The organism is Bradyrhizobium sp. IAR9 (genome assembly GCF_013408065.1).
Lineage (GTDB): Bacteria > Pseudomonadota > Alphaproteobacteria > Rhizobiales > Xanthobacteraceae > Bradyrhizobium.
Genome location: NZ_JACBZW010000003.1, coordinates 530,439 through 550,507, shown reverse-complemented (window position 1 = coordinate 550,507; position 20,069 = coordinate 530,439). Strand labels below are relative to the sequence as shown.

The window sequence follows — 20,069 nt, the reverse complement described above, 5'->3', positions numbered from 1 at the left end:
TTAATGCTTAGGTAACTGGCTTTCCTAAGGTTTAGGCCATTTGTGCGGTGTATTCGTGTTCCTCCAGGGAGGGGGAATGCGCCAGGTCTTTTCCACGGTGGCAGCCGGAATGTCTCTAGCCGCAAGGAACGGCTGGGAGGCCTTGGCGCGACGTGGTCCTGTCCTGTGGCTGATCCTGTGCGGCGTGTTGCTGGTCGCGGGCATCTTCGGTGTGACGGCCGTGGCCGTCGGTGAATTTCGCGAGCGCACACTGGCCAACCGCGAGCGCGAGCTGGAAAACACGGTCCAGCTGATCGCCCGGCATTTTGATCAGCAATTCGAGGACTCCGACTTCGTCGCTGCCGATCTGATCGGTCAGATGAGCCTGACGGAGATCACCTCGCCGACGATGTTCCGCGAGCGCATGTCCGGGGCTGCGGCGAACCAGATGCTGCGCAGCAAGATCAGCTCCGTGTCTTACCTCGGCGATATCGCGATCTACGATGCCGACGGCGAGCTGATCAACTGGTCGCGGGCCCAGCCCCTGCCCAAGATCAACGTTTCGTCGCGGGCCTACTTTCAGACATTCAAGACCAATCCGCAGTCCGAACCGGTGCTGCTGGAATCAGTCCGCAGCTTCATCATCAACAAATGGACCACGATCGTGGCGCGCCGCTTGAACGGCGCGGACGGCACCTTCCTCGGCGCGATGGTCCGCCGGATCGATCCGGACAGCTACCAGCATTATTTCGCATCGGTCGCGCTTGCCGAGGGCACGGCCATCTCGCTGTTCGATCGCGAAGGCAAGATGCTGGCGCGTTATCCGCATCATGAGGAGTTGATCGGACGGAGCTTCAAGGATGCACCGCTGATGCGGAAGGTGCTGACCAAGGGCGGTCAGCAGACGCTCCGCGTCAAGAGCCCGCTCGACGGCGAGGAGCGGCTCGGCTCAGCGGCGTCGCTGACGCATTTTCCGCTGGTCATCGTCGCCACCAACACGACAGTCGCGGCCCTCGCGGACTGGCGGCAGCAGACCGGCTTCATGGTCACGACCGCCGCGCTTTCGGCTGCCGTGATCGCGCTGATCCTATCTGATCATCCGCCTGATCAACCGGCAGAACCGCGAAGCGCAGGAACGGCTGGAAGCGGAGCGGCTGCGGCTCGACACCGCCTTGAACAACATGACGCAGGGGCTGATCCTCTACGACGCGAGCGGCACCATCGTCACCTGCAACCGACGCTACGCCGACATGTTCGGCCTCTCCCACGACGTCATCAAACCCGGCTGTCACATCCGCGAGGCGATGTATCATCGTCAGGAGCGCGGCGCGTTTGACGGCGACGTCGAGGAATTTTGCGCTGACGTGATGAGGGTCGTCGCCGAAGGCACGGTCTCCACGCGAATTCATCAACTGGCCAATGGCCGCGCCTTCCAGGTCATCAACACCCCGCTCGCCCAGGGCGGCTGGGTCGCGACGATCGAAGACATCACCGATCGCCGCCATCTGGAACAGGAGCGCGATCGCAACCACACCTTCCTGCGCGAGATCATCGACCATATTCCTTCGCGGATCACCGTGAAGGATGCCCGAACGCGGCGCTACCTCCTGGCCAACCAGGTGGCCGAGCAACAGCTCGGCGAAACGCCGGAGACGATCGTCGGCAAGAGCGCGTTCGACCTTTACCCGACGGAAGACGCCGAGATCATCACCCGGGACGACGACAAGCTGCTGCAATCGCCGAACGGCCTGTTCCTGGATGAGCACATCTGGAATACCCCGGCCACCGGCCGGCGCTATATCACCTCGACCCGGATCGGCATCCGCGACAAGTCCGGCGAGCCGCGCTACATCATCAATGTCGTCGAGGACGTCACCGAGCGGCGGCGCGCCCACGAGAAGATCGCGCATATGGCGCATTACGATGCGCTGACCGACCTGCCGAATCGCACCCTGTTCCGCGAACAGATCGAACGCGAGCTGGCGAAGGTCGCCGATGGCGCGCAGTTCGCGCTGCTCTACATCGACGTCGACGAATTCAAGGGCATCAACGATTCGCTCGGCCACCACGTCGGCGACGAGCTGTTGAAGGCGATCGCAGGCCGCCTCCGCGGCTGCCTCAAGCAGGACGATTTGATCGCGCGGCTCGGCGGCGACGAGTTCGCCGTGATCCAGACCGGTATCCAGTCCCCTGCCGACGTGCTGGCCTTCGTGACGCGAATCTACGAGGCGATTCGACAGCCCTATCACTGTCTCGGCCATCAGCTCTCCACCGACGCGAGCATCGGAATCGCGCTGGCGCCGCAGGACGGCACCGATCTCGACCAGCTCATCAAGAACGCCGATCTCGCGATGTACGGCGCCAAGGCCGAGGGGCGCCGCACCCACCGCTTCTTCGAGCCAGAGATGGATGCCTGCGCCAAGGCGCGCCTGAGCATGGAGCAGGATCTGCGGCAGGCCCTGGTGAACGGCGGCTTCGAGATTCACTATCAGCCGCTGGTCGACCTGCGCACCAACGACGTGGCGGGCTGCGAGGCATTGCTACGCTGGCGCCATCCCGAACGCGGCATGGTCTCGCCGGCCGAGTTCATTCCCGTCGCCGAGGACACCGGCCTGATCAACGAGCTCGGCGACTGGGTGCTGCGCATGGCCTGCAACGAGGCCGCGACCTGGCCGACGCATATCCGCGTCGCGGTCAACGTGTCGCCGGTGCAGCTCAAATGCGACACGCTGGCGCTGCGGATCGCCGGCGCACTCGCCGCCTCCGGGCTGGACCCGCGCCGGCTCGAGCTCGAGATCACCGAGGCCGTGCTGATCCGCGACGACGAAGCAGCGCTCTCGATCCTGCACCAGCTCCGCTCGATCGGCGTACGCATCGCGCTCGACGATTTCGGCACCGGCTACTCCTCGCTCAGCTATCTCAAGCGCTTCCCGTTCGACAAGATCAAGATCGATCGCTGCTTCGTCGCCGACATCGCGGAGACGAGCGGTGCACCCGTGATCGTGCAGGCGGTGGTGAACATCGCGGCCGCCAGCAGTATGACCACGGTCGCCGAGGGCGTCGAGACCGAGGCGCAGCGCGAGATGCTGCGCGCGCTCGGCTGCACGCAGATGCAGGGCTATCTGTTCAGCCCGCCGAAGCCGGCCAGCGAGGTGCGGAAACTGTTCGGCTCGGGCAATGGCTTGCCCGGAGCCTTGCCGGTGGCGGCGGTGGCCTGATGACGAAATCTATGAAGTCGCCGAGCAAGACGTCGGCCAAGTCTTCGCGCAAGTCTTCGCGCAAGCCTTCGGCGAAGATTTCGGCCAAGACGGTCGACGTCGCGGATTCCTATGCCGTGCGGCTGATGCAGCATCTGGTGGTGCCGACCTTCGTGATCGATCCCAAGCGCCGCGTCGTGATCTGGAACAGGGCCTGCGAGCGGTTGACCGGCCTCGCCGCATCCGAGGTGATCGGCACCAACAAGCACTGGCAGGCCTTCTACGAGACGAGACGCCCCTGCCTTGCCGATCTCGTCGCGCTCGACCGGCCCGAGCGGCTTCCGGAGTTCTATTCGGAATACGCCGCGCGCGGCCATAACGGGCTGGGCTTTTCCGCGGAAAACTGGTGCACGATGCCGAAGCTCGGCAGCCAGCTCTATCTCGCCATCGACGCCGGACCGATCCACGACGAGGCCGGCCATCTGATCGCCGTGGTGGAGACGCTGCGCGACCTCACCGACCAGAAGCGCGCCGAGATGGCGCTGAAGGAGCTCGCCACCAAGGATGGGTTGACCGGTCTGTCGAACCGCCGCTCGTTCGACCAGATGCTGATGACCGAATGGGCCCGCGCCCAGCGCACGCAGAAGCCGCTGGCGCTGCTGTTCGTCGACGTCGATCATTTCAAGCTGTTCAACGACCACCACGGCCACCAGATCGGCGACGAATGCCTGCGCGCGGTCGCTTCGGTGGTCAGCCGGCATGCCGTGCGCCCGCTCGATCTCGCCAGCCGCTATGGCGGCGAGGAGTTCGCGCTGATCCTGCCGGACATGGATTGCGATACCGCCTGCGTAATCGCCGATGAGATCCGCTGCGCCGTCATCGCCTTGCGGATCGCCCATGGCGCCATCGGCGCCGGCGACCACGTCACCCTCAGCGTCGGGGTCGCCAGCCACATTCCCGGCGGCGCCGATGGCGGGCCCGACCGGCTGCTGGGCGCGGCCGACGAGGCGCTCTATGTGGCCAAACGCCTCGGCCGCAACCGCGTCATTTGCGCCGAAAGGGTGCTCGCCGAATTCGCAAGCCTCGGTAGGGAGGCCGCAGCGGTTCCGGCCCCTTTCCGGCGCAAAACCGCTTAAAGCGCAATGTGGCGAGAACCGGTTGCCCGCCCCGCGCCAATCGGCTAAATGAGCGAGCACTGCACCCGTAGCTCAGCTGGATAGAGCGTTGCCCTCCGAAGGCAAAGGTCACACGTTCGAATCGTGTCGGGTGCGCCACTTCGGTACAAAACTGGGCACTCCAAAACCTGCCGTTTTTGCGCCGGACGCAGCGACAAGGGTGCACAAGAGCACGCTTTTCGATCCCATGATGCGAACCTCTTTCGCGTCCACTTCGACCCGCTGGGCCAGGGCGCGCAGATGGTCGCGGCGGTAACCGCCCGCCTCAGTTCGCATCCGCCTGCGGGCCTGGCTGGCGAAGGTCTTGAGTGCTTGGGGTGTGATGCTTGGCCCAGCCCGATCAAGCGCGCCCTCGGCCCGCTCTGCGTCAGCACGGGCCTGATCCCGGATGCCCTTCAGCTCGGTCACGCGCTCCTTGAGCAGCGGATCGGAGACGTCAGCGACGCCGTTCTCGATGGCGTCGTAGAGGCGCTTAAGTTTGGCTTCTGCCTCGGACGCCCGCTTGCGCAATTCGGCAATATGCGCCGTTCGGCGTTCGGCGCGCTCCTTCCGGCGATAGAGAACGGCCGACAGGACTTCCTCGAGACGTTTGGGCTGTAAGAGGCGCTGCTCAATGTGCTCGGCCACCACACTGTCGAGCTTTTCCATGGGAACGGTGCGGCCCTTGCAACCGGTCTCGCCCTGCCGGGACTTGGTCGAGCAAGTGTAATACTTGTATCTCCCGCTCTTTCCGGTCCTCAGCGTCATCGCCCCGCTGCAGGCAGCGCAAAAGCAGATGCCGGTAAGGAGGGTTGGGCCGCTGACGATGCGCGGCGCGGTCAGTGCCGGGCAGCGTGTTTTGAGCAGCGTCTGCACCGCCTCGAACTCCGCGGCCTCGATGATCGGCGGCACCGCCATTTCGACGATCTCCGCCTCTGGTTTGCACTCGCGCGTTTTCCAATATTTGGTGTTGAATCGGTGGCGTCGGACATACGTGGTTCGCGTCAGTACCTTGTGCACGGCATCGACGCCCCAGCGTCCGCCGTCGCGCGTTCGGATGCCGGATTCGTTCAGATGCTTGGCGATCGATTTGACGCCCATCGACCCGGAGGAGCCGTTTCCCTCCCGCGCCAGGCGATAGATCAGCCGCACGGTCTCGGCTTGGATGGGATCAATTTCCAGCGTCTTCTTGATGCGATGGCCGCGCTGCTCGGCGGCTTCAACGACGCGGTAGCCGATCGGCGGCAGCGCGCCATTCCAGAAGCCTTGCCGCGCGTTCTCCTTCATCGCCCGCAGCGTGTGCTTCGCGTTCTCCTTGGACTGGTACTCGTCGAACAGCGCCATGATCTGGCGGATCATGTTGCTCATCGGATCGTCACCGAGTTCCTGGGTGATCGACACCAGACGCACGCCGTTCTTGGCGAGCCGGCGAACATAAAACTCAAGCTGGAACTGGTCCCGGAAGAAGCGACTGAAGCTATGCACCAGGATCGCCTCGAACGCCGGCGGCTTGACCGTCGCCGCGTCGATCATGCGCTGGAGCTCCGGCCGCCGATCGTCGGTCGCGGACGCGCCTGGCTCGACATAGTCGGCGACGATCTCCCAGCCGCGCGACGCGCAATAACCCTTCGCCTGACGACGCTGGTCCGGGATGGAGAGATCGCTGTCGGCCTGCCGTCCCGTTGAGACCCGCAAGTAGAGCGCCGCCCGAACCGTTACAGCCATGGTGATGTCCCCTTCAGCAGTCTCCAAGTAGCTCGTCGAACAGTTCGCCGAACCAAGCCTCGAAGACGGCGATCTCGGCTTCAGTAACCGGCACGTCTTCCGGCCAGTCATCCGTCACCGTCCATGTCACAGAAGTGCGCTTTGCTCGTCGCGGGCTAGGACGAGCGGGCGCCACTGCATAGTCGTAGAGATCGTCGCATTGCGCGTTGGTCGACACGCGCCGCTGCGATTCTTGAGAGCGAGCCATGGCGCGATTGTGGCAAGCCTGGTCGATCCACTGAACAACCGAAGTGCGCGCCACATCACGCTGTGGTGCTCCGACCTTGCGCTCCGTCTGCCGCGTGAGCGTAATCGCACACAGCAAGCCTTGATCGGATGGCAGCAAAGAGCCGGGCCAGCGGGGCGCAGTCAAGGCCGCAAGCCGGCGGAGCCGGTCGCGCGAGGCGCGGGCCTTGGCGGTGTTCCGTTGGTCCGGCAGCAGTCTCCCATGCGATCATGGCGGACATCCATGCCGAGCATGCGCGACTAGACGCTATGCTGCGAACGATGGCGCTCGGAATGTTGATTTTGATTGCTTTCTCGGGTCGAGCGGCACCAGGCCGTCTCATATGGTGCCGCTGCAGTGCCATCCAAAACAATGTGCAGACAAACACTTACGACCCCCCAACGGCCCGGAGCGACACCGTCGCTTTTATCTAGCCGTCCTAATCGGTCGCGCTCTGCGTCCCGTCAAGACAGGCGCGCGGCACCCGGTTGGTAATGTCGGGCATCGTCGACGGCGGACGAGAAGGCGGACGTGGAAATGTCACGCGAATGCCCTTGAGCGGGCCAACGGAGTTTCATCTTTTGTCTCCGCAACGCGGTGAACGTAGTCATTGCCCAGCAGTGCCATTACGGATAGGGCAATTGTGTTCTGGAGGCGTAGGAGGCGGCTCATGTCGCGTGATAAGAAGGCCCTTCAAATACTTCTTGACACCCATTGGTCGCCAAAGGGTTGGAAGCGAGACAAAGCGATCGAACCCGCCGATTTCGAGTGCGCTCGGCAGGCTGGTTACATGTTCGATCCCGTTGCGGTAACCCACGACGACATCGTCGCACGGCTGCTCACTATTCGTAACCGCGTAAGCCTAGAACAGGTAACAGACGCCTTTCTGGCCAGCCTCAGCACACGTCGGCTTGAGTTGCGCTCAGCGCTCGGCAGCTACTCCTTCGCCGCACACTTCCCGGATCATCGACTTGTCGAACAGGCCCGCGGTCAAATGCCGAGCGGCCGGCTGCATTGTCGCCTCTGTGGCCGTTACGGCCATTCCGCCGCAGAGCAGGAAGACCTCAACGTCCTGAGTTTCGAGAGATGGAAATGGGGCGGCGTTCGTCATCTAGATCCACTGTATTGCTGGTTCGACCTAACGCAATTCGAGAAAGCCAGTTTGGCTGCGCCGACACAGGAGGACTATTCGATCCTCGCCCGAATCGTCGAAATAGTGTCTGGCCTGCCTCCGAAAGCGAAGCCGAATGAGCTAGAGAAGCGCATCAGCAAGGTGATCAAGTCTAACGGCTCGGAGCGGCGCGTGCTCATCGAAATTCTTGGGTATTGCGGTGTTCTCAAACCGGCAGGCCGCTGCGGTTTTTTGCAAGCATTTACGTCAAATGAGCTTAGAGACCGGCCTCCCGATCACACCAATGACTGGAACTATCCAGTCATCTGGTGGCAAGGCGCAGATGGCGTTGACAAAGATGCGCTCAATCGCCTTTTCCCGAAAATTGCAGCCGTGGTCTAAAGCCAAATCCTCGATATCTGCTTCTCGCATATCACGTCGATCGGGGCATTGATCGAAACGGCCGCTGTCAAGGGATGACCGGACACCCGGCGAAATCGGGGAATAGCGCCCGCGAGGCGTAGCGCAGGATCGCAGGCCGTCGCTGTTTTGCCGATTGGAGCGCGTGGCGGATTGCGGCATCATAGGGGAATAGCGAAGCAATAGTGCCCATCTTCATCGGCCGTGGCGCGCCACGTCGGTACAAAACTGGTGATGTTAAGGACGCGCGCGGGCGTTTTCGCGGGCGCTGCGCCCTCGCCGGCGAGATGATTGGTCGTACCGTTCCCCGACGCCCCGACATTGATCGCGCCGGACTTCGCCTTCGCGAGCGCGATCAGCTCCTTCACGTCCTCGCGGCGGCCTGCGGCGACGGAATGGGCGAACCGATCGGAGAGGCAACGTCGTCCGGTACCAGTCCTGGTCCCTGGATCAGCTCGACCACAGGCGGAACGGGATGACTTTCCTTACGCCTGAGGGCGAGCAGGGCGGCAGAGACAACGTAGAGGGCGACGCCCAACGCATATGTCGAGGCGATGCCGAACAGGATGGAAAGGGTCACGCCCAGCACCGAGGCTAGCATCGAGGTAATGCCGTTGGCGCTCCAAAGGAACGGAAGTATTTCCGAGTGCCGGCGCCAGATGCTTAAGCCGAGCGGGAACATCATGCCCATGCAGAACGCCGGCGGCGCTAACAAGGAGACGGAGATCAGTATCCGGATGTCGGTCGCTTCCGACCGCGCCCAGATGCTCACCAGCGGTGTAAGGAAGCCCGCCACGGTGAGCGTGACGAGGAGAGCAGCCACCCGGCCGAGCACTACGCCGCGATGAGGGGTTAGCGCACCAACCGTCGCACTGCCGATACCGCTGAAGATGAGAATGGTGAAGAGAACGACGCTCAATCCGTAAACGGGATGTCCGAGAAAGACCATTAACCGCTGCATCTGCGACACTTCGATCAGCATAAATCCGAGGCCGATCGCGCTGAAATAGACCACCGGCGGCGTCAGTCTCGATGGCGGCATCTGTCGTGCCAGACGCACAAACGGAACGACGATATAATATGCGCAGGCGCCGAGCGCGACACCGAGCACCAGCAAGATCATGCTGGTGGCCACATTGTTGTTCGTGACGGTGGACGACGGTTTGGTGATGAAATTCGTAAAGCGCTGCGTGAAGAAGAAGAACGGACTATCGTCGGTCGAAGCGGTGATATTCTCCGGCAATGACGCCAAGAAAGCAGGGCCTGCGTTGCCGGAGAGCAATTTAGAAGTGATGGCGTCGAAAGCGACGTCGGGTGCCAGGATGATCTTGAAGCCCTGTGCAGCAAGTCTTACCCGCGCGCTTTGCCATTCGGCGTCCGTGAGGGCGTCGGGTCGGGTGATGACGGTCACGACAGGACCAGCGTTGACGGCGATCACATGCCGCGCGAGTTCGCCCACGGGTACACCGTGCCGCTGTAGTGCGTCGGCGGCGATCGCCACAAGCCGGTAAAATTCTCCGCTATGATCCGTGGGATCGTACCAACGCGAGATCGACAGCAGCCCGCCGGGCTTCAAGGCACGGTAGAAGTCGCCCCAGGCCTCCACGGTATAGAGGCGATTTTCCGTCAGCGTCAGCCCGCCGGCGGCCGTGGCGGCCCAGGTGTCGATCAGCGAAATCTGGACGAGATCATACCGATCGGAAGAATGATTGATGTAGCTGCGTGCTTCGGCGTTCACCAGCTTCACACCCGGCTGACGATCAAGATGGCCGGAGAATTCGGCGAATTTGTCGGTCAGGACCTCGAAAATGGCGGGGTTGATCTCGATTCCGCGGATGCGCTTCGCGCCAAACAAAAGTGCAGAAAGGATGTCGCGCCCGCCGCCGACGCCGATGACAGCCACGTCTGTTGGCGGCTGAACTAGGTAGGCCGCATTGATAACGTCGTCTTTCAGATAGGACAGCTTGTCGAGATCGCCGTCGTGCCGGGTGATGACGGTAGCCGCGTCGGAGTCGATATCCAGATAGTTCTGGTCGATCTTTACCTTGGGATCGCGGGCAAAGCCCCAGCCGAACGGAGCTGTCTCTCCGAGCGGCCTCACTCGTACACGGGAATATGTGTTCCAGCGCTCGAACAGTGTCCCGGTCTCCTCCCGCCCCTTGGCCCAGAACACTCCAAGGTGACTTTTGCCAGCAACATGAAGACCAGTGTGCAGGGCGGCCGTAGTCGCCAGCGTCAGCGCGACTACACCGCTCAGTCGCCGGCTGCCGACATCGCCGCCGCTGCGGACCACCATCCAGCCCGCACCTGCGGCAAAGGCACCGAGCCACAACGTGGCGCTGACGGGATCGACGACGAGCAAAGCGAAGATGATGCCGAGGCATCCGAACGCGGCCCCGGTCAGATCCGCGGCATAGAGCCAGCCACCGGCATACGGAAGACGCGTGAGCAGCAGCGTGATGCAGATGCCGCTTTCGCTGAAGGGGATCACGAATGCCAGGGCCGCAAGCGCGAGAGCGCCCTGCGCGAGGACTGCAGGAATCACGAGAGGCACGCAGAGGAAGGCGACCATCGCGCCAACACCCGAGACTGCGAACCACGAGGCGTGGCGTGCGAACTCGGGGCCCACTGCCTCGGGCCCGTAACGCTCGGCGTTGTTGTAGACCTCCATCGCGCCGCGCGTCAGTCCGAGCATCGCAAGCGAAATGGCCGCGAACGCGAAGTGGTAGTATAGCATCACGCTAAAAAAGCGCGTGATCAGGATCTGGAAAGAGAGAGTAGCGCAGGCCAAGACAAAAATTGCAAAATAGTAGCTGCCTGGAATCCTGAGACTTGCCGGCACAGCATTCACCCTTAGTTGGTCATCGGCGAAAAATTAGATCCGTTCTGGCCAACACTGGACAGCGTTTCCTAACATCTGGTTGCTTGTTTGGGCGCCTTACAACTTTTAGGAGAATGTCTTCTTAACGGTCTCTAAAGGCTTGGCGAAAATCGTGCCGAGTTAACGGACTGTGCCGTGCGGCTTTTCAAACTAAGCGACCGTAACTCGGAAACAGGTCCGTGCCCTAAACATTCTTGACGAGCGGGGAAGATAGCGATGCCTCTTCTTGGCCCACCGCGCTGTTCCCGAGATTGATCGAAATGGCCGCAACCGCGAAATCGGGAGACAACAGCCTATCAGGCGTAGCGCAAGATCGCAGTCCGTCGCTGGTCATCGGGCGTGATCGCGTCGCCGGCCGCCGCGTCATAGTGCTACGGCGAAGCAATAGTGCCCATCTTCATCGGCCGTGGCGCGCCAGTCCTACGGCCGTTTCAGGCCAACGCTCACGTCAGCATCGCGACAATCGTCTGGAGCTGGTCCGAGGCGGACGAGACCAGTCCGTCATATGAGGTCTGGCCGTGTGCGGCGGCGTTCAGGATGCATTCGGCCACGGCCGCTTTCAGGCCGAACACCGATTGATGGGCCGGTACGCTCGCCATCACGGTCTCCAGCGCTTGACGCATCGTGTGAATGAGCTCGGAGCTGTATTGCATTGGCTGTCCTCCGTGCGCTCATATTAGGTCGCGTGACCATGCTTGCCACTCACAAGCCTGAGATTGTTCTTTGAACTGGTCGAGACTGAATGTCTCAATTCAAACGCCAGATGGCCGCATTGAGCACGCCGGCAAACGCGACCCAGGCTGCGTAGGGCACGAACAATGCGGCGGCCAGCCTGTCTCGTGATGCCTCGAGACCGATATAGGTCGCGATCGCGACGAACAGGCCGATGAGAATGACGAGCGCAGCGCCGATCTGGTGCATCGTGAACATCACCGGCGACCAGGCGAAGTTGAGCGCCAGTTGCGCAGCCCAGGCCATCATCGCTTTGCCCCCGGCTTCACGGCGAAAGGTCCGCCAGCCCGCGATGGCGATCATGATGTAGAGCAGGGTCCAGGCCACCGGGAACGCCCAGTTCGGTGGCACGAACGCCGGTTTGGCGAGGCCGGCATACCAGTCTCCGGGGAGATTGGTTGCGCCGATCAGCCAGCCCGTGCCGACCACGCCCACCACGAACAACAACAGCTGCAGCATCCATCACCTCGCGCATTTCATCGCGCAATTGTATCATCTGTTCATGAGCGAATCCGACACGGTGACCGGCGAAGCCTCGCCCGTCCGCAAGATCATCCATATCGACATGGATGCCTTCTATGCGTCGGTGGAGCAGCGCGACAATCCGGAGCTGCGCGGCAAGCCGGTCGCGGTCGGAGGCTCCGCGGAACGCGGCGTCGTCGCGGCCGCCAGCTACGAGGCGCGCCAGTTCGGCGTTCGCTCCGCGATGCCGTCGGTCACTGCGAAGCGGCAGTGCCCCGATCTGATCTTCGTCAAGCCGCGTTTCGAGGTCTACAAGGCGATCTCCAGGCAGATCCGCGATATCTTTGCCGAGCACACGCCCATCATCGAACCCTTGTCGCTCGACGAGGCCTATCTCGATGTGACAGAGAACCTGCAAGGAATCCCGCTGGCGCGCGACATCGCGCTGAAGATCCGCGGGAAGATCAAGGCCGAGACTGACCTCAACGCGTCGGCGGGCATCTCCTACAACAAGTTTCTGGCCAAGCTCGCCTCCGATCATCGCAAGCCCAACGGCCAGTTCGTGATCTCGCCGGAGATGGGACCGGCTTTCGTCGAGACGCTGCCGGTCGGCAGGTTCCACGGCATAGGCCCGGCGACGGCTGCGAAGATGAACGCGCTCGGCCTGTTCACCGGTCTCGACATTCGCAACCAGACGCTGGAGTTCATGAATGCGAATTTCGGCAAGTCAGGTGCGTACTATTACTGGATCTCACGCGGCGTCGACGATCGGCCGGTCCGGGCCAACCGGATCCGCAAGTCCATCGGCGCGGAGACCACGTTCTCGACCGACCTTGCCGAATATGACGCGCTCGCCGCGGAGCTAAGACCTCTCGTCGACAAGGTCTGGCGGCATTGCGAGGCGACCGGCAATCGCGGCCGCACCGTCACGCTGAAGATCAAGTTTGCCGACTTCGAGATCATCACACGCAGCAGGTCTGTCGCAGCGGCCGTCGCGGGGCGGGACGATCTGGAGCGGCTGGCGTGCGGCCTGCTCGAAGTCGAGATGCCATTGCCCAAGCGCGTCAGGCTGCTGGGTGTCTCGCTGTCCGCGCTCCAGATCGGGGACGAGGCGGAGCCGCAGCTGACCTTGGGCATTTGAACGGGGCCGCCAGGCCCTCGGCGAACGCGACATCTTTATCCGCGACGCGGCTCAAAACCTGTCGTAGAGACACCAAAACACGGTTTTTCGCGATTGATGCTGGAATGCTTGCTCTATTGATACGCCTCGGTTTGCGCTTCGAAGACCGCATCGAGGAGCGCCGGTTTGTCGACCAATACGTCCGAGGCAGTCTCGGGTGGACGCAGATCGCGATGCTGCTCGGCGCCGCCACCTATGCCGGCTACACCCTCTGGGATTGGGTGCTCTATCCCGAAGTCGTTCCAACCACGTTGGCCATCCGTGGCGGCACCGCCCTGTTCGTGCTGCTCCCGCTGACCGCGTTACTGTCACGGCGCTTGATGAAGCCATGGGCGGAGACGATTTTCCTCGTCTACTGCGTCATTCCCGGCTGCATCCTTCCGAGCATCTATCTCGTCCTGCCGTCGGGCTTCACCTTTGCCGCCCCCGGCATGATGATGATCATTCTGTTCGTCTCGACCATGCTGCCATTGCGGATCGGCTCGCTGGCGATTTTCTGCCTGTTGTCGTGGCTGGCGCTGCTGGTCGCCGAGACGTTCGCACCGACGATGCCGATCGGCCTGCGATTCATCAATCATTCTCTCGTCGGCAACGCCTACGCATTGTCGCTCTACGCCGTGGCCGCGCGCGAATACCGGGCGCGAAAGCAATTCCGAACGTCGGAGGCGCTGCAGCGGGAAAAGGAACGCTCGGAGAAATCGCTGCGCGATCTGCGCGCGACCCAGGAACATCTGGTGCAGGCAGAAAAACTCGCCTCGCTCGGTCGATTGGTGGCCGGTGTCGCGCACGAGGTCAGCACCCCGCTTGGCCTCGCCCTGACGACCTCGACCACCATGCAGACCGATCTGCAGACAATGGCCGACGCATTGGGCGGAGCGTCGGTCCGGCGATCCGATCTGACCAAGGGAATTGACAGGCTCAAGCAGGGGCTCGACCTGACCTTCGACAACCTGCATCGCGCATCCGAGATGGTGCACAGCTTCAGGCAGGTCGCAGTCCACCAGGCCGATGAAGACCGGCGCATCTTCGAGCTCAAGGATTGGCTGGCTGAGCTGATGTCCAAGCTTGGGCCGCTGCTATCGCACCATGCTCTGGCGGTCGACGTCCAATGCCCGGCGGGCATCACGCTCAACACTTACCCCGGAGCGCTCGCCCAGGTGATCAGCAATCTCGCCCTCAATACCGCAGGGCATGCGTACCCGGACAAGAGAGGCGGCAGATTCGCAATCACCGTCAGCCAGCCCGACGCGAAACGGGTCCGGCTGGTCTGCGCCGACGACGGAGTTGGGATACCCCAGGAATTACAGGCGCAGATCTTCGATCCGTTCGTCACGACCGGTCGTGAGAGTGGACATGCCGGCCTCGGGCTGCACATCGCATTCAATTTGGTGGCCTCGTCGCTGAACGGGCGCCTGCGACTTGAGAGCAGGGCGGGGCCAGGGACTCAGATCGCGATCGAGATTCCGATCGAAGCATGATGCTGCGGCTCCTGGAGCCGCCTCACAAGGCGGCACGCGGCCGATGGTGACGGGATTTTCAGGCCCCGTCACCGATGGAATTCGACCCGCTCGGGGCAATCAATGCCTCACGTGCTCGAACACCACGATCACGCCGGTCGGCTCGGGCTCGTGCGCCATCAGGCGCGTCAGGTCGGAATCGCCCCAATCGGCGAGGCTGACGACTTCGCCGCTCTGGCGGTCGGCACCGAGCGATGGTGTGGGCTCGAGGACCTTGAGGCCCATTTCGTCGACGAAGAAGGTATGCTCGCCGAACATGCTGTTGAGTTGCGGCATGGCCGGGTGTTCGTCGGGCAGCACCTGAGCGCCGAGTTGGTTGACGGTCTGCTTCACCTGTTCGGATGTGAGCTTCATGAGCTGCTCCGTTTCTGTGTCCGGTTTCGTTGGCCAGGGCGGGAGCACGCGTTCCCTGCGCCTTTGTCCGCCTGGCTCGACTCCGAACAGGTGCTGCGCTCAAATGTTCCCGAGAAATGTATTTCGTGATCGGGCGCTGCATCTGCCGCGCTCGCGGCACGAGATCGCCACAGGATGCACACGATTTATCGGGGGACCTGCTACGCGCTGCGGCTTTCACCGACCGAGAGCGCGCAGATGCGTGACAGATATGTGTAGGGCAGGCCGGTCTCCTCGGCCCAGGCATTGAACTGCGCCTGCACCTTGGCGAGATCCCGCTTCGACTTGACCTCTTCGGCAATGTCGAGACCGGCATCGCGCAGGCAAGCCACCACGTCTGCGGAGGTCACAAAACCGTCCCACCCGACGAAGCGCAGCAGCATCTGCCCGGTATTGCCGCCGAGCCGGCTGCCGCGCTTGGTCATGAGATCGAGCAGGCCGATCTCGTCGGACGACGGCCACTTCGCCAGAAACTTGCCGAAGCTGCCGTGCTCCTTCGCGATCTCCTGCACGAAGGCAGCGTTGTCGCGCACCGACATGATCTTGGCACCATTGCGCACGATGCGCGCATCGCGCAGCAGGCCTTCCCAATAATCCTCGGGCTGGAAGCTGAGCTTGGCCGGCTGGAAACGCAGGAAAGCGTCTTCAAATCCGTCCCATTTCGTCTCGATCACGCTCCAGGCAAAGCCGGCGCAGAACACACGCTTCGTCATCTCCGCCAGGATGCGATCGTCGCCGAGCTTCGCCAGACGCTTCAGGTCCGGCTTCGCCGGCATCAGCTTTTCCAGGGCCTTGGGTCCGCCCTTGCGTTTCTCGGCGCGGGCGCGAATGGTCTTGAAGGAGGTCATGCGGACATCCGCGTTGATGAATCGTCAAGACACCAGAATTGGCCCAAGAGGTCCAGCACCGCGGAGGTGAAGTCCGTGATGCCGGCGCGCCAGGCGCACGTGGTCGGGGTCCTCGGCCAAGGACGTCGCCGCCCGGATGAGGGCGCGGGTGGATAGCGGTTGATTTCATCTCAAAGTTGCTATTGGATGCCGCGGCCAATGAAGCGGCCCAGTCACCGCCTCGCTGGACTGTGGTTTATCTGCGCAATCCCGGTTGCACCCCCGCTCGCCTCGTTATCCAGACTGAGCAGAGCGACGAGCGGCGTCGCGATCCAATAATGTGACCTATTCTTGCAATGTCCTTTGTCTCCGTGGCGTTCCTCGGTCTGGTGCCCGCGACCTTCCTGCTCTATCACGCCACCTCCCGGCTCGCGGTCCAGAATGTCATCATCCTGGCGGCAAGCTACGTCTTTTATGGCTGGTGGGACTGGCGTTTTCTGCCGCTGCTGGTCGGAATTTCCGTCGTCAACTATGCTGCAGCGATTCTGATCGCCGCGACCCCTCACGAGCACACCCGAAAGCTTCTGGTCTTTTCCGCGGTCGCAGTGGCGATCATCGTCCTCGCGATATTCAAGTATTTCAGCTTCTTCATCGATTCGTTCGTGACGATTGCCCAACGCGCGGGTCTCAATCCGAACCTGCCGACGATGCGCATCATCCTGCCGCTGGGCATATCCTTTATCACCTTCCAGGGCATCGCCTATGTGGTGGACGTCTATCGCGGCAAGCATGTTGCGGAGAGAGACCTGGTCAAGTTTCTCGCCTTCAAGGCGTTCTTCCCGCAACTCGTGGCGGGACCGATCGAAAGAGCCAGCAATCTCCTGGACCAATTTTCGAAGCCTCGACAATTCACGGCTGACCATGCCGATCGCGCACTCTGGCTGCTGATCTACGGCTACGCCATGAAGGTCGTGGTGGCGGACAGTTTGGCCGTGATCGTCGACACGCTCTTCATTCCGGATCAACCCTTTGGCTGGTCGGTCGTGCTCGCCACGATCGCCTTCGGCATCCAGATCTACGCCGATTTCAACGGATATAGCCTGATCGCAAAAGGCGTCGCGCTGCTGTTCGGCTTCGAGCTGACGTGGAATTTCCGCTACCCCTACTGGTCGGTATCGATCAGCGAATTCTGGCGGCGCTGGCACATCAGCCTCAGCACATGGCTCCGGGACTATTTGTACATCACGCTCGGCGGAAACCGTCGTGGCGAGACCATCACGAACCGGAATTTGATGCTGACCATGGCTTTGGGGGGCCTCTGGCACGGCGCGTCGTGGACGTTCGTTCTCTGGGGACTGCTTCATGGAACCGTGCTTGCGCTGTGGCGCAAATTGCCCGGCGGAGACGAGCCCCCTTCGGGGGTCGCCCGCGGCGCCGGCTGGGCCGTCACCATGCTGGTCGTATTCGTCGGCTGGTTCCTGTTTCGAGCGGCAAACTGGAATTTGCTGATGGGCATGCTCAGTGCGCTCAAGAACTGGGAATGGGCCCCGGTGCACAGCGCCGTCGCAGTCGCGATTCTATCGCTGTCAGCCCCACTGATGCTGCTGGAATGGCAATTGCAGTCGCGCGGGGATTATTTCCTGATTCGCCGACCTGCTTGGATGAGGTATCCACTGTTTGCAGCCTTGGCGGCTGTGACTATCGCGGCGTCCGGGCACGTCAACGCAACCTTCATCTATTTTCAGTTCTAGGCCATGCAGAACCGCACGATTCAGGCGATCGGAAAGTGGCCGCTGACCCATGCGCTTCAGCTCGTCGCGCGCAAATTCGTTCCGGTCGTCGCCTTGACGGCTCTCATCCTCGGAGTCGCGAATTTGATTTATCAGCAGGGCAACTATCAATGGTCTCGCGGGATCGAGACCTACATCGTCCTCGAGCAGATCAGGCGTTCGGAGCGGCTGCCTGCATCCGATCTCGCCTTTCTCGGCGACAGCTCTTGCCTGTTTGGGGTTCACGTCCCGACCTTGTTACGCACGTTTCCGGGATCCGACGTCGAGTCGTTCTGCACCATCGGCTTCGTTGGGCCGGATGGCTACGCCGCCATGCTTGACAAGATGATCGCCCGCGGACGCCAGCCCAAGAAACTCATTCTGGTGTTCAATCCGATCCAGTTCCAGCGCGATCCGAGATGGAATGAGTGGCCGACCTTCATCAGGACCGACCGTTTCGAAGTTCCTTCCAGCCTGACGTTTCCGGCCGGCGGTCTCGAATACATCCGACTGCTGATGGAGCGAGCCGTGTACACCCCGCTTCCAGGCGCCTATGGGATTTATTACGGCGGCAAGGACCAGTTCATTTCGACCATATGGAGGGAGCACGGTAGCGCCATCGAGCCCAACCGAATGCTTGATATTCCTTCGCTGGAGGCATTCAAGGCCACGCTGCCCGCTCACGTTCTTCTCAAGCCGCTCCCCGCATCAAAGCCGTTCGTGATGAACGCGGAATTCGAAAAGGCGCTCGACTCCCTGTCCATAACGCTTTCGAAGCTCGACCGGACGAAGGTTTATCTCGTGATCTCGCCGGTCAATTCCGTCAATGCTCAGGGCGGTCCGCAAAGCTTCCACACCGAGGCAGGTCAGAGGATTGCGGCTCGACTTGGCCTCGATCAATCGCAGTTTCTGGATACGCCGGACGTGATGCTCGATATCCTGTATGCGCATTATCCCTCGCATTTGCATCGATGGGCGCGGATGATCTACACCGAGCAACTTGCCAAGACCCTGGCTGACCGGAGAATCCTGGGAAAATCCGCCGGCGATTGATTGATCGGCTGGCTGGGCATCGACCGCGGATTTCACCCGCACGCCCGACCGCCTTCCCAGCCATTTTGTTGCGCCCGGAGCCTGGCCCGTTTCTTGCGTCCATCAATTCGCAAGCAATTCGATTTCTCTTACCAATGGATTTTCGATGCGTTGCCTGGTCGTTGCCGACCTGCATTATTCGCTGCCTCAGCTCGACTGGCTCGTCAGTGCGGCTCCGCAATTCGACCTCGTGATCTTCGCCGGCGATGCGCTCGACATCGGCTCGATGGTGGATTTCCGGGCCCAGATCGTGGTGGTGAAAAAATACCTCGCGCTGCTCGCCGCGAAGACCCGCGTGATCCTCTGCTCCGGCAACCACGACCTCGACGAGCGCAATGCAGAGGGCGAGAAGATCGCACGCTGGATTTCGGAGGTGCGCGACATCGGCATTGCCTGCGATGGCGACAGCCTCACCATCGGCGACACTCTGTTCACCGTGTGCCCGTGGTGGGACGGGCCGCTGGTCAAACAGCGCCTCATGACCCAGCTCGGCGACGCCGCTTCCGGCCGGCTGCGACGCTGGATCTGGGCACATCACGCGCCACCGGCCGATTCACCGACCAGTTGGGGCGGCAAGCGGTTCTTCGGCGATGTCGAGCTGGCGCAATGGATCACGCAGTACCAGCCTTCGATGGTGATCTCGGGTCATGTGCATCAGTCGCCTTTCATCAAGGACGGCTCGTGGTTCGACCGGCTGGGCGACACCTGGGTGTTCAACGCCGGACTGCAGCCGGGCCGGCCACCGACCTGCATCGTGCTGGACCTCGACGCAGACCAGGCGTTCTGGCTCGCGGCTGGCGAAGCCCAATGGATCGACCTCAGCGCGCCGCTGAAGCGGCCCGCTGCCCCTATCGAGGCGCCGCCCGACTGGCTCACATTCTTGGATCGGATTGCCGATCCGACCCTGGCGAGACCTCAAGCGGCGGCAAGTTGATCATGCTCTGGAGCACTTCGCCAACCATGGCCAGATGCGTGCCGTGACCGGCATATTGCCGCTTGAGATCGGCGAGATAGGTGTTGGCGACGTTGAGCCGCTGTGCCAGCATCCGCGCGATCAACAGCGCGACGCCCGGCTCCTGCCTGAGCACCGATGCTGCATCCTCGAATTCGTAGATGACCGCGTCGGTGCAGGCCCGCACCGTCGCGGTATGCGGCTGCTCGAGCAGCACGGACATTTCACCCAGCACCGCGCCTGGCTCGGCGACGGTGGCGACCACCATCTCGCCCTTAAGCACCTCGAGCCTGCCCTTCATCAGCACGTAGAGATGGCCGCTGGTGCCACCCTCGGTGACGATCAACGTGCCGGCCGCCACCTGCCGTTCCGTTCCGCCGCGGCAATAGTTCAAGACTGCGCGCATCGCTGAA

Annotated in this window: 16 protein-coding genes, 1 tRNA gene and 1 pseudogene; 9 read left to right on the top strand and 9 right to left on the bottom strand. The window is 62.1% G+C overall.

The window, feature by feature from the left end; genetic code table 11:
- The first annotated feature begins 76 nt into the window (after positions 1-76).
- From GGD67_RS11650 to GGD67_RS11640, 3 genes and pseudogenes are all read left to right on the top strand, one after another.
- A pseudogene (locus GGD67_RS11650) lies at positions 77-3,197 on the top strand (EAL domain-containing protein).
- A 125-nt stretch (positions 3,198-3,322) separates the two neighbouring features.
- Positions 3,323-4,312: a diguanylate cyclase gene (locus GGD67_RS11645; RefSeq protein WP_246784278.1), complete on the top strand. Its 990-nt coding sequence runs from the start codon at positions 3,323-3,325 to the stop codon at positions 4,310-4,312.
- Between the two features lie 61 nt (positions 4,313-4,373).
- A tRNA-Arg gene (locus GGD67_RS11640) sits at positions 4,374-4,450 on the top strand.
- Here GGD67_RS11640 and GGD67_RS11635 read toward each other — a convergent pair.
- Complete coding sequence (locus GGD67_RS11635) at positions 4,421-6,055, bottom strand: recombinase family protein (RefSeq protein WP_179733056.1); 1,635 nt, start codon at positions 6,053-6,055, stop codon at positions 4,421-4,423. The two genes, GGD67_RS11640 and GGD67_RS11635, sit on opposite strands and share 30 nt — an antisense overlap.
- 13 nt (positions 6,056-6,068) lie before the next feature.
- Entirely contained in the window at positions 6,069-6,467 is a 399-nt protein-coding gene (locus tag GGD67_RS11630; protein WP_179732270.1) for a hypothetical protein, read from the bottom strand.
- Between the two features lie 523 nt (positions 6,468-6,990).
- On the opposite strand from GGD67_RS11630, the gene GGD67_RS11625 reads away from it, so the two are divergent.
- Entirely contained in the window at positions 6,991-7,833 is an 843-nt protein-coding gene (locus tag GGD67_RS11625) for a hypothetical protein (protein WP_179732833.1), read from the top strand.
- 179 nt (positions 7,834-8,012) lie between these two features.
- On the opposite strand, the gene GGD67_RS11620 is transcribed toward GGD67_RS11625, so the two are convergent.
- The 4 genes from GGD67_RS11620 to GGD67_RS11605 all read right to left on the bottom strand — a co-directional run bounded on the left by GGD67_RS11620 (position 8,013) and on the right by GGD67_RS11605 (position 11,923).
- Positions 8,013-8,219: a hypothetical protein gene (locus GGD67_RS11620; RefSeq protein WP_179732831.1), complete on the bottom strand. Its 207-nt coding sequence runs from the start codon at positions 8,217-8,219 to the stop codon at positions 8,013-8,015.
- Entirely contained in the window at positions 8,216-10,693 is a 2,478-nt protein-coding gene (locus tag GGD67_RS11615; RefSeq protein WP_312013673.1) for a hypothetical protein, read from the bottom strand. Before GGD67_RS11615 ends, GGD67_RS11620 begins: the two co-directional genes overlap by 4 nt.
- A gap of 482 nt (positions 10,694-11,175) precedes the next feature.
- Complete coding sequence (locus GGD67_RS11610) at positions 11,176-11,385, bottom strand: hypothetical protein (protein WP_018319492.1); 210 nt, start codon at positions 11,383-11,385, stop codon at positions 11,176-11,178.
- Between the two features lie 94 nt (positions 11,386-11,479).
- Positions 11,480-11,923 carry a TspO/MBR family protein gene (locus tag GGD67_RS11605; protein ID WP_179732829.1) on the bottom strand — a complete coding sequence of 148 codons (444 nt, stop codon included), beginning with the start codon at positions 11,921-11,923 and terminating at the stop codon, positions 11,480-11,482.
- Between the two features lie 43 nt (positions 11,924-11,966).
- Here GGD67_RS11605 and dinB point away from each other — a divergent pair, with 43 nt between their 5' ends.
- Positions 11,967-13,067 (top strand): DNA polymerase IV, encoded by a 1,101-nt coding sequence (dinB, locus tag GGD67_RS11600; RefSeq protein ID WP_179732827.1) that lies wholly within the window; start codon positions 11,967-11,969, stop codon positions 13,065-13,067.
- A gap of 104 nt (positions 13,068-13,171) precedes the next feature.
- On the top strand, positions 13,172-14,584 hold the full coding sequence (locus tag GGD67_RS11595; protein WP_179733053.1) for a sensor histidine kinase: 1,413 nt from the start codon (positions 13,172-13,174) through the stop codon (positions 14,582-14,584).
- Between the two features lie 99 nt (positions 14,585-14,683).
- Here GGD67_RS11595 and GGD67_RS11590 read toward each other — a convergent pair whose 3' ends face one another.
- Together GGD67_RS11590 and GGD67_RS11585 are read right to left on the bottom strand one after the other, a co-directional pair.
- Entirely contained in the window at positions 14,684-14,977 is a 294-nt protein-coding gene (locus tag GGD67_RS11590; protein ID WP_018319488.1) for a hypothetical protein, read from the bottom strand.
- A 200-nt stretch (positions 14,978-15,177) separates the two neighbouring features.
- Positions 15,178-15,864: a DNA-3-methyladenine glycosylase I gene (locus GGD67_RS11585; RefSeq protein ID WP_179732819.1), complete on the bottom strand. Its 687-nt coding sequence runs from the start codon at positions 15,862-15,864 to the stop codon at positions 15,178-15,180.
- A 335-nt stretch (positions 15,865-16,199) separates the two neighbouring features.
- Here GGD67_RS11585 and GGD67_RS11580 point away from each other — a divergent pair, with 335 nt between their 5' ends.
- From GGD67_RS11580 to GGD67_RS11570, 3 genes are all read left to right on the top strand, one after another.
- Positions 16,200-17,594, top strand: coding sequence for an MBOAT family protein (locus GGD67_RS11580; protein WP_179732817.1), 1,395 nt, complete (start codon positions 16,200-16,202; stop codon positions 17,592-17,594).
- A gap of 3 nt (positions 17,595-17,597) precedes the next feature.
- Positions 17,598-18,665, top strand: a complete 1,068-nt coding sequence (locus GGD67_RS11575) for a hypothetical protein (RefSeq protein ID WP_179732815.1) — start codon at positions 17,598-17,600, stop codon at positions 18,663-18,665.
- A 145-nt stretch (positions 18,666-18,810) separates the two neighbouring features.
- Positions 18,811-19,638 carry a metallophosphoesterase gene (locus GGD67_RS11570; RefSeq protein ID WP_179732813.1) on the top strand — a complete coding sequence of 276 codons (828 nt, stop codon included), beginning with the start codon at positions 18,811-18,813 and terminating at the stop codon, positions 19,636-19,638.
- On the opposite strand, the gene GGD67_RS11565 is transcribed toward GGD67_RS11570, so the two are convergent.
- Complete coding sequence (locus GGD67_RS11565; RefSeq protein WP_179732811.1) at positions 19,577-20,062, bottom strand: Crp/Fnr family transcriptional regulator; 486 nt, start codon at positions 20,060-20,062, stop codon at positions 19,577-19,579. The genes GGD67_RS11570 and GGD67_RS11565 overlap by 62 nt on opposite strands.
- Between the last annotated feature and the right edge of the window lie 7 nt (positions 20,063-20,069).

What these genes read in the sequence shown, in the direction of transcription:
- GGD67_RS11645 (WP_246784278.1), top strand. Translation starts at nt 3,323, where the DNA reads ATGCAGCATCTGGTGGTGCCGACCTTCGTGATCGATCCCAAGCGCCGC.
- GGD67_RS11635 (WP_179733056.1), bottom strand. Translation starts at nt 6,055, where the DNA reads ATGGCTGTAACGGTTCGGGCGGCGCTCTACTTGCGGGTCTCAACGGGA.
- GGD67_RS11625 (WP_179732833.1), top strand. Translation starts at nt 6,991, where the DNA reads ATGTCGCGTGATAAGAAGGCCCTTCAAATACTTCTTGACACCCATTGG.
- GGD67_RS11610 (WP_018319492.1), bottom strand. Translation starts at nt 11,385, where the DNA reads ATGCAATACAGCTCCGAGCTCATTCACACGATGCGTCAAGCGCTGGAG.
- GGD67_RS11605 (WP_179732829.1), bottom strand. Translation starts at nt 11,923, where the DNA reads ATGCTGCAGCTGTTGTTGTTCGTGGTGGGCGTGGTCGGCACGGGCTGG.
- dinB (WP_179732827.1), top strand. Translation starts at nt 11,967, where the DNA reads ATGAGCGAATCCGACACGGTGACCGGCGAAGCCTCGCCCGTCCGCAAG.
- GGD67_RS11595 (WP_179733053.1), top strand. Translation starts at nt 13,172, where the DNA reads ATGCTTGCTCTATTGATACGCCTCGGTTTGCGCTTCGAAGACCGCATC.
- GGD67_RS11590 (WP_018319488.1), bottom strand. Translation starts at nt 14,977, where the DNA reads ATGAAGCTCACATCCGAACAGGTGAAGCAGACCGTCAACCAACTCGGC.
- GGD67_RS11585 (WP_179732819.1), bottom strand. Translation starts at nt 15,864, where the DNA reads ATGACCTCCTTCAAGACCATTCGCGCCCGCGCCGAGAAACGCAAGGGC.
- GGD67_RS11580 (WP_179732817.1), top strand. Translation starts at nt 16,200, where the DNA reads ATGTCCTTTGTCTCCGTGGCGTTCCTCGGTCTGGTGCCCGCGACCTTC.
- GGD67_RS11575 (WP_179732815.1), top strand. Translation starts at nt 17,598, where the DNA reads ATGCAGAACCGCACGATTCAGGCGATCGGAAAGTGGCCGCTGACCCAT.
- GGD67_RS11570 (WP_179732813.1), top strand. Translation starts at nt 18,811, where the DNA reads ATGCGTTGCCTGGTCGTTGCCGACCTGCATTATTCGCTGCCTCAGCTC.
- GGD67_RS11565 (WP_179732811.1), bottom strand. Translation starts at nt 20,062, where the DNA reads ATGCGCGCAGTCTTGAACTATTGCCGCGGCGGAACGGAACGGCAGGTG.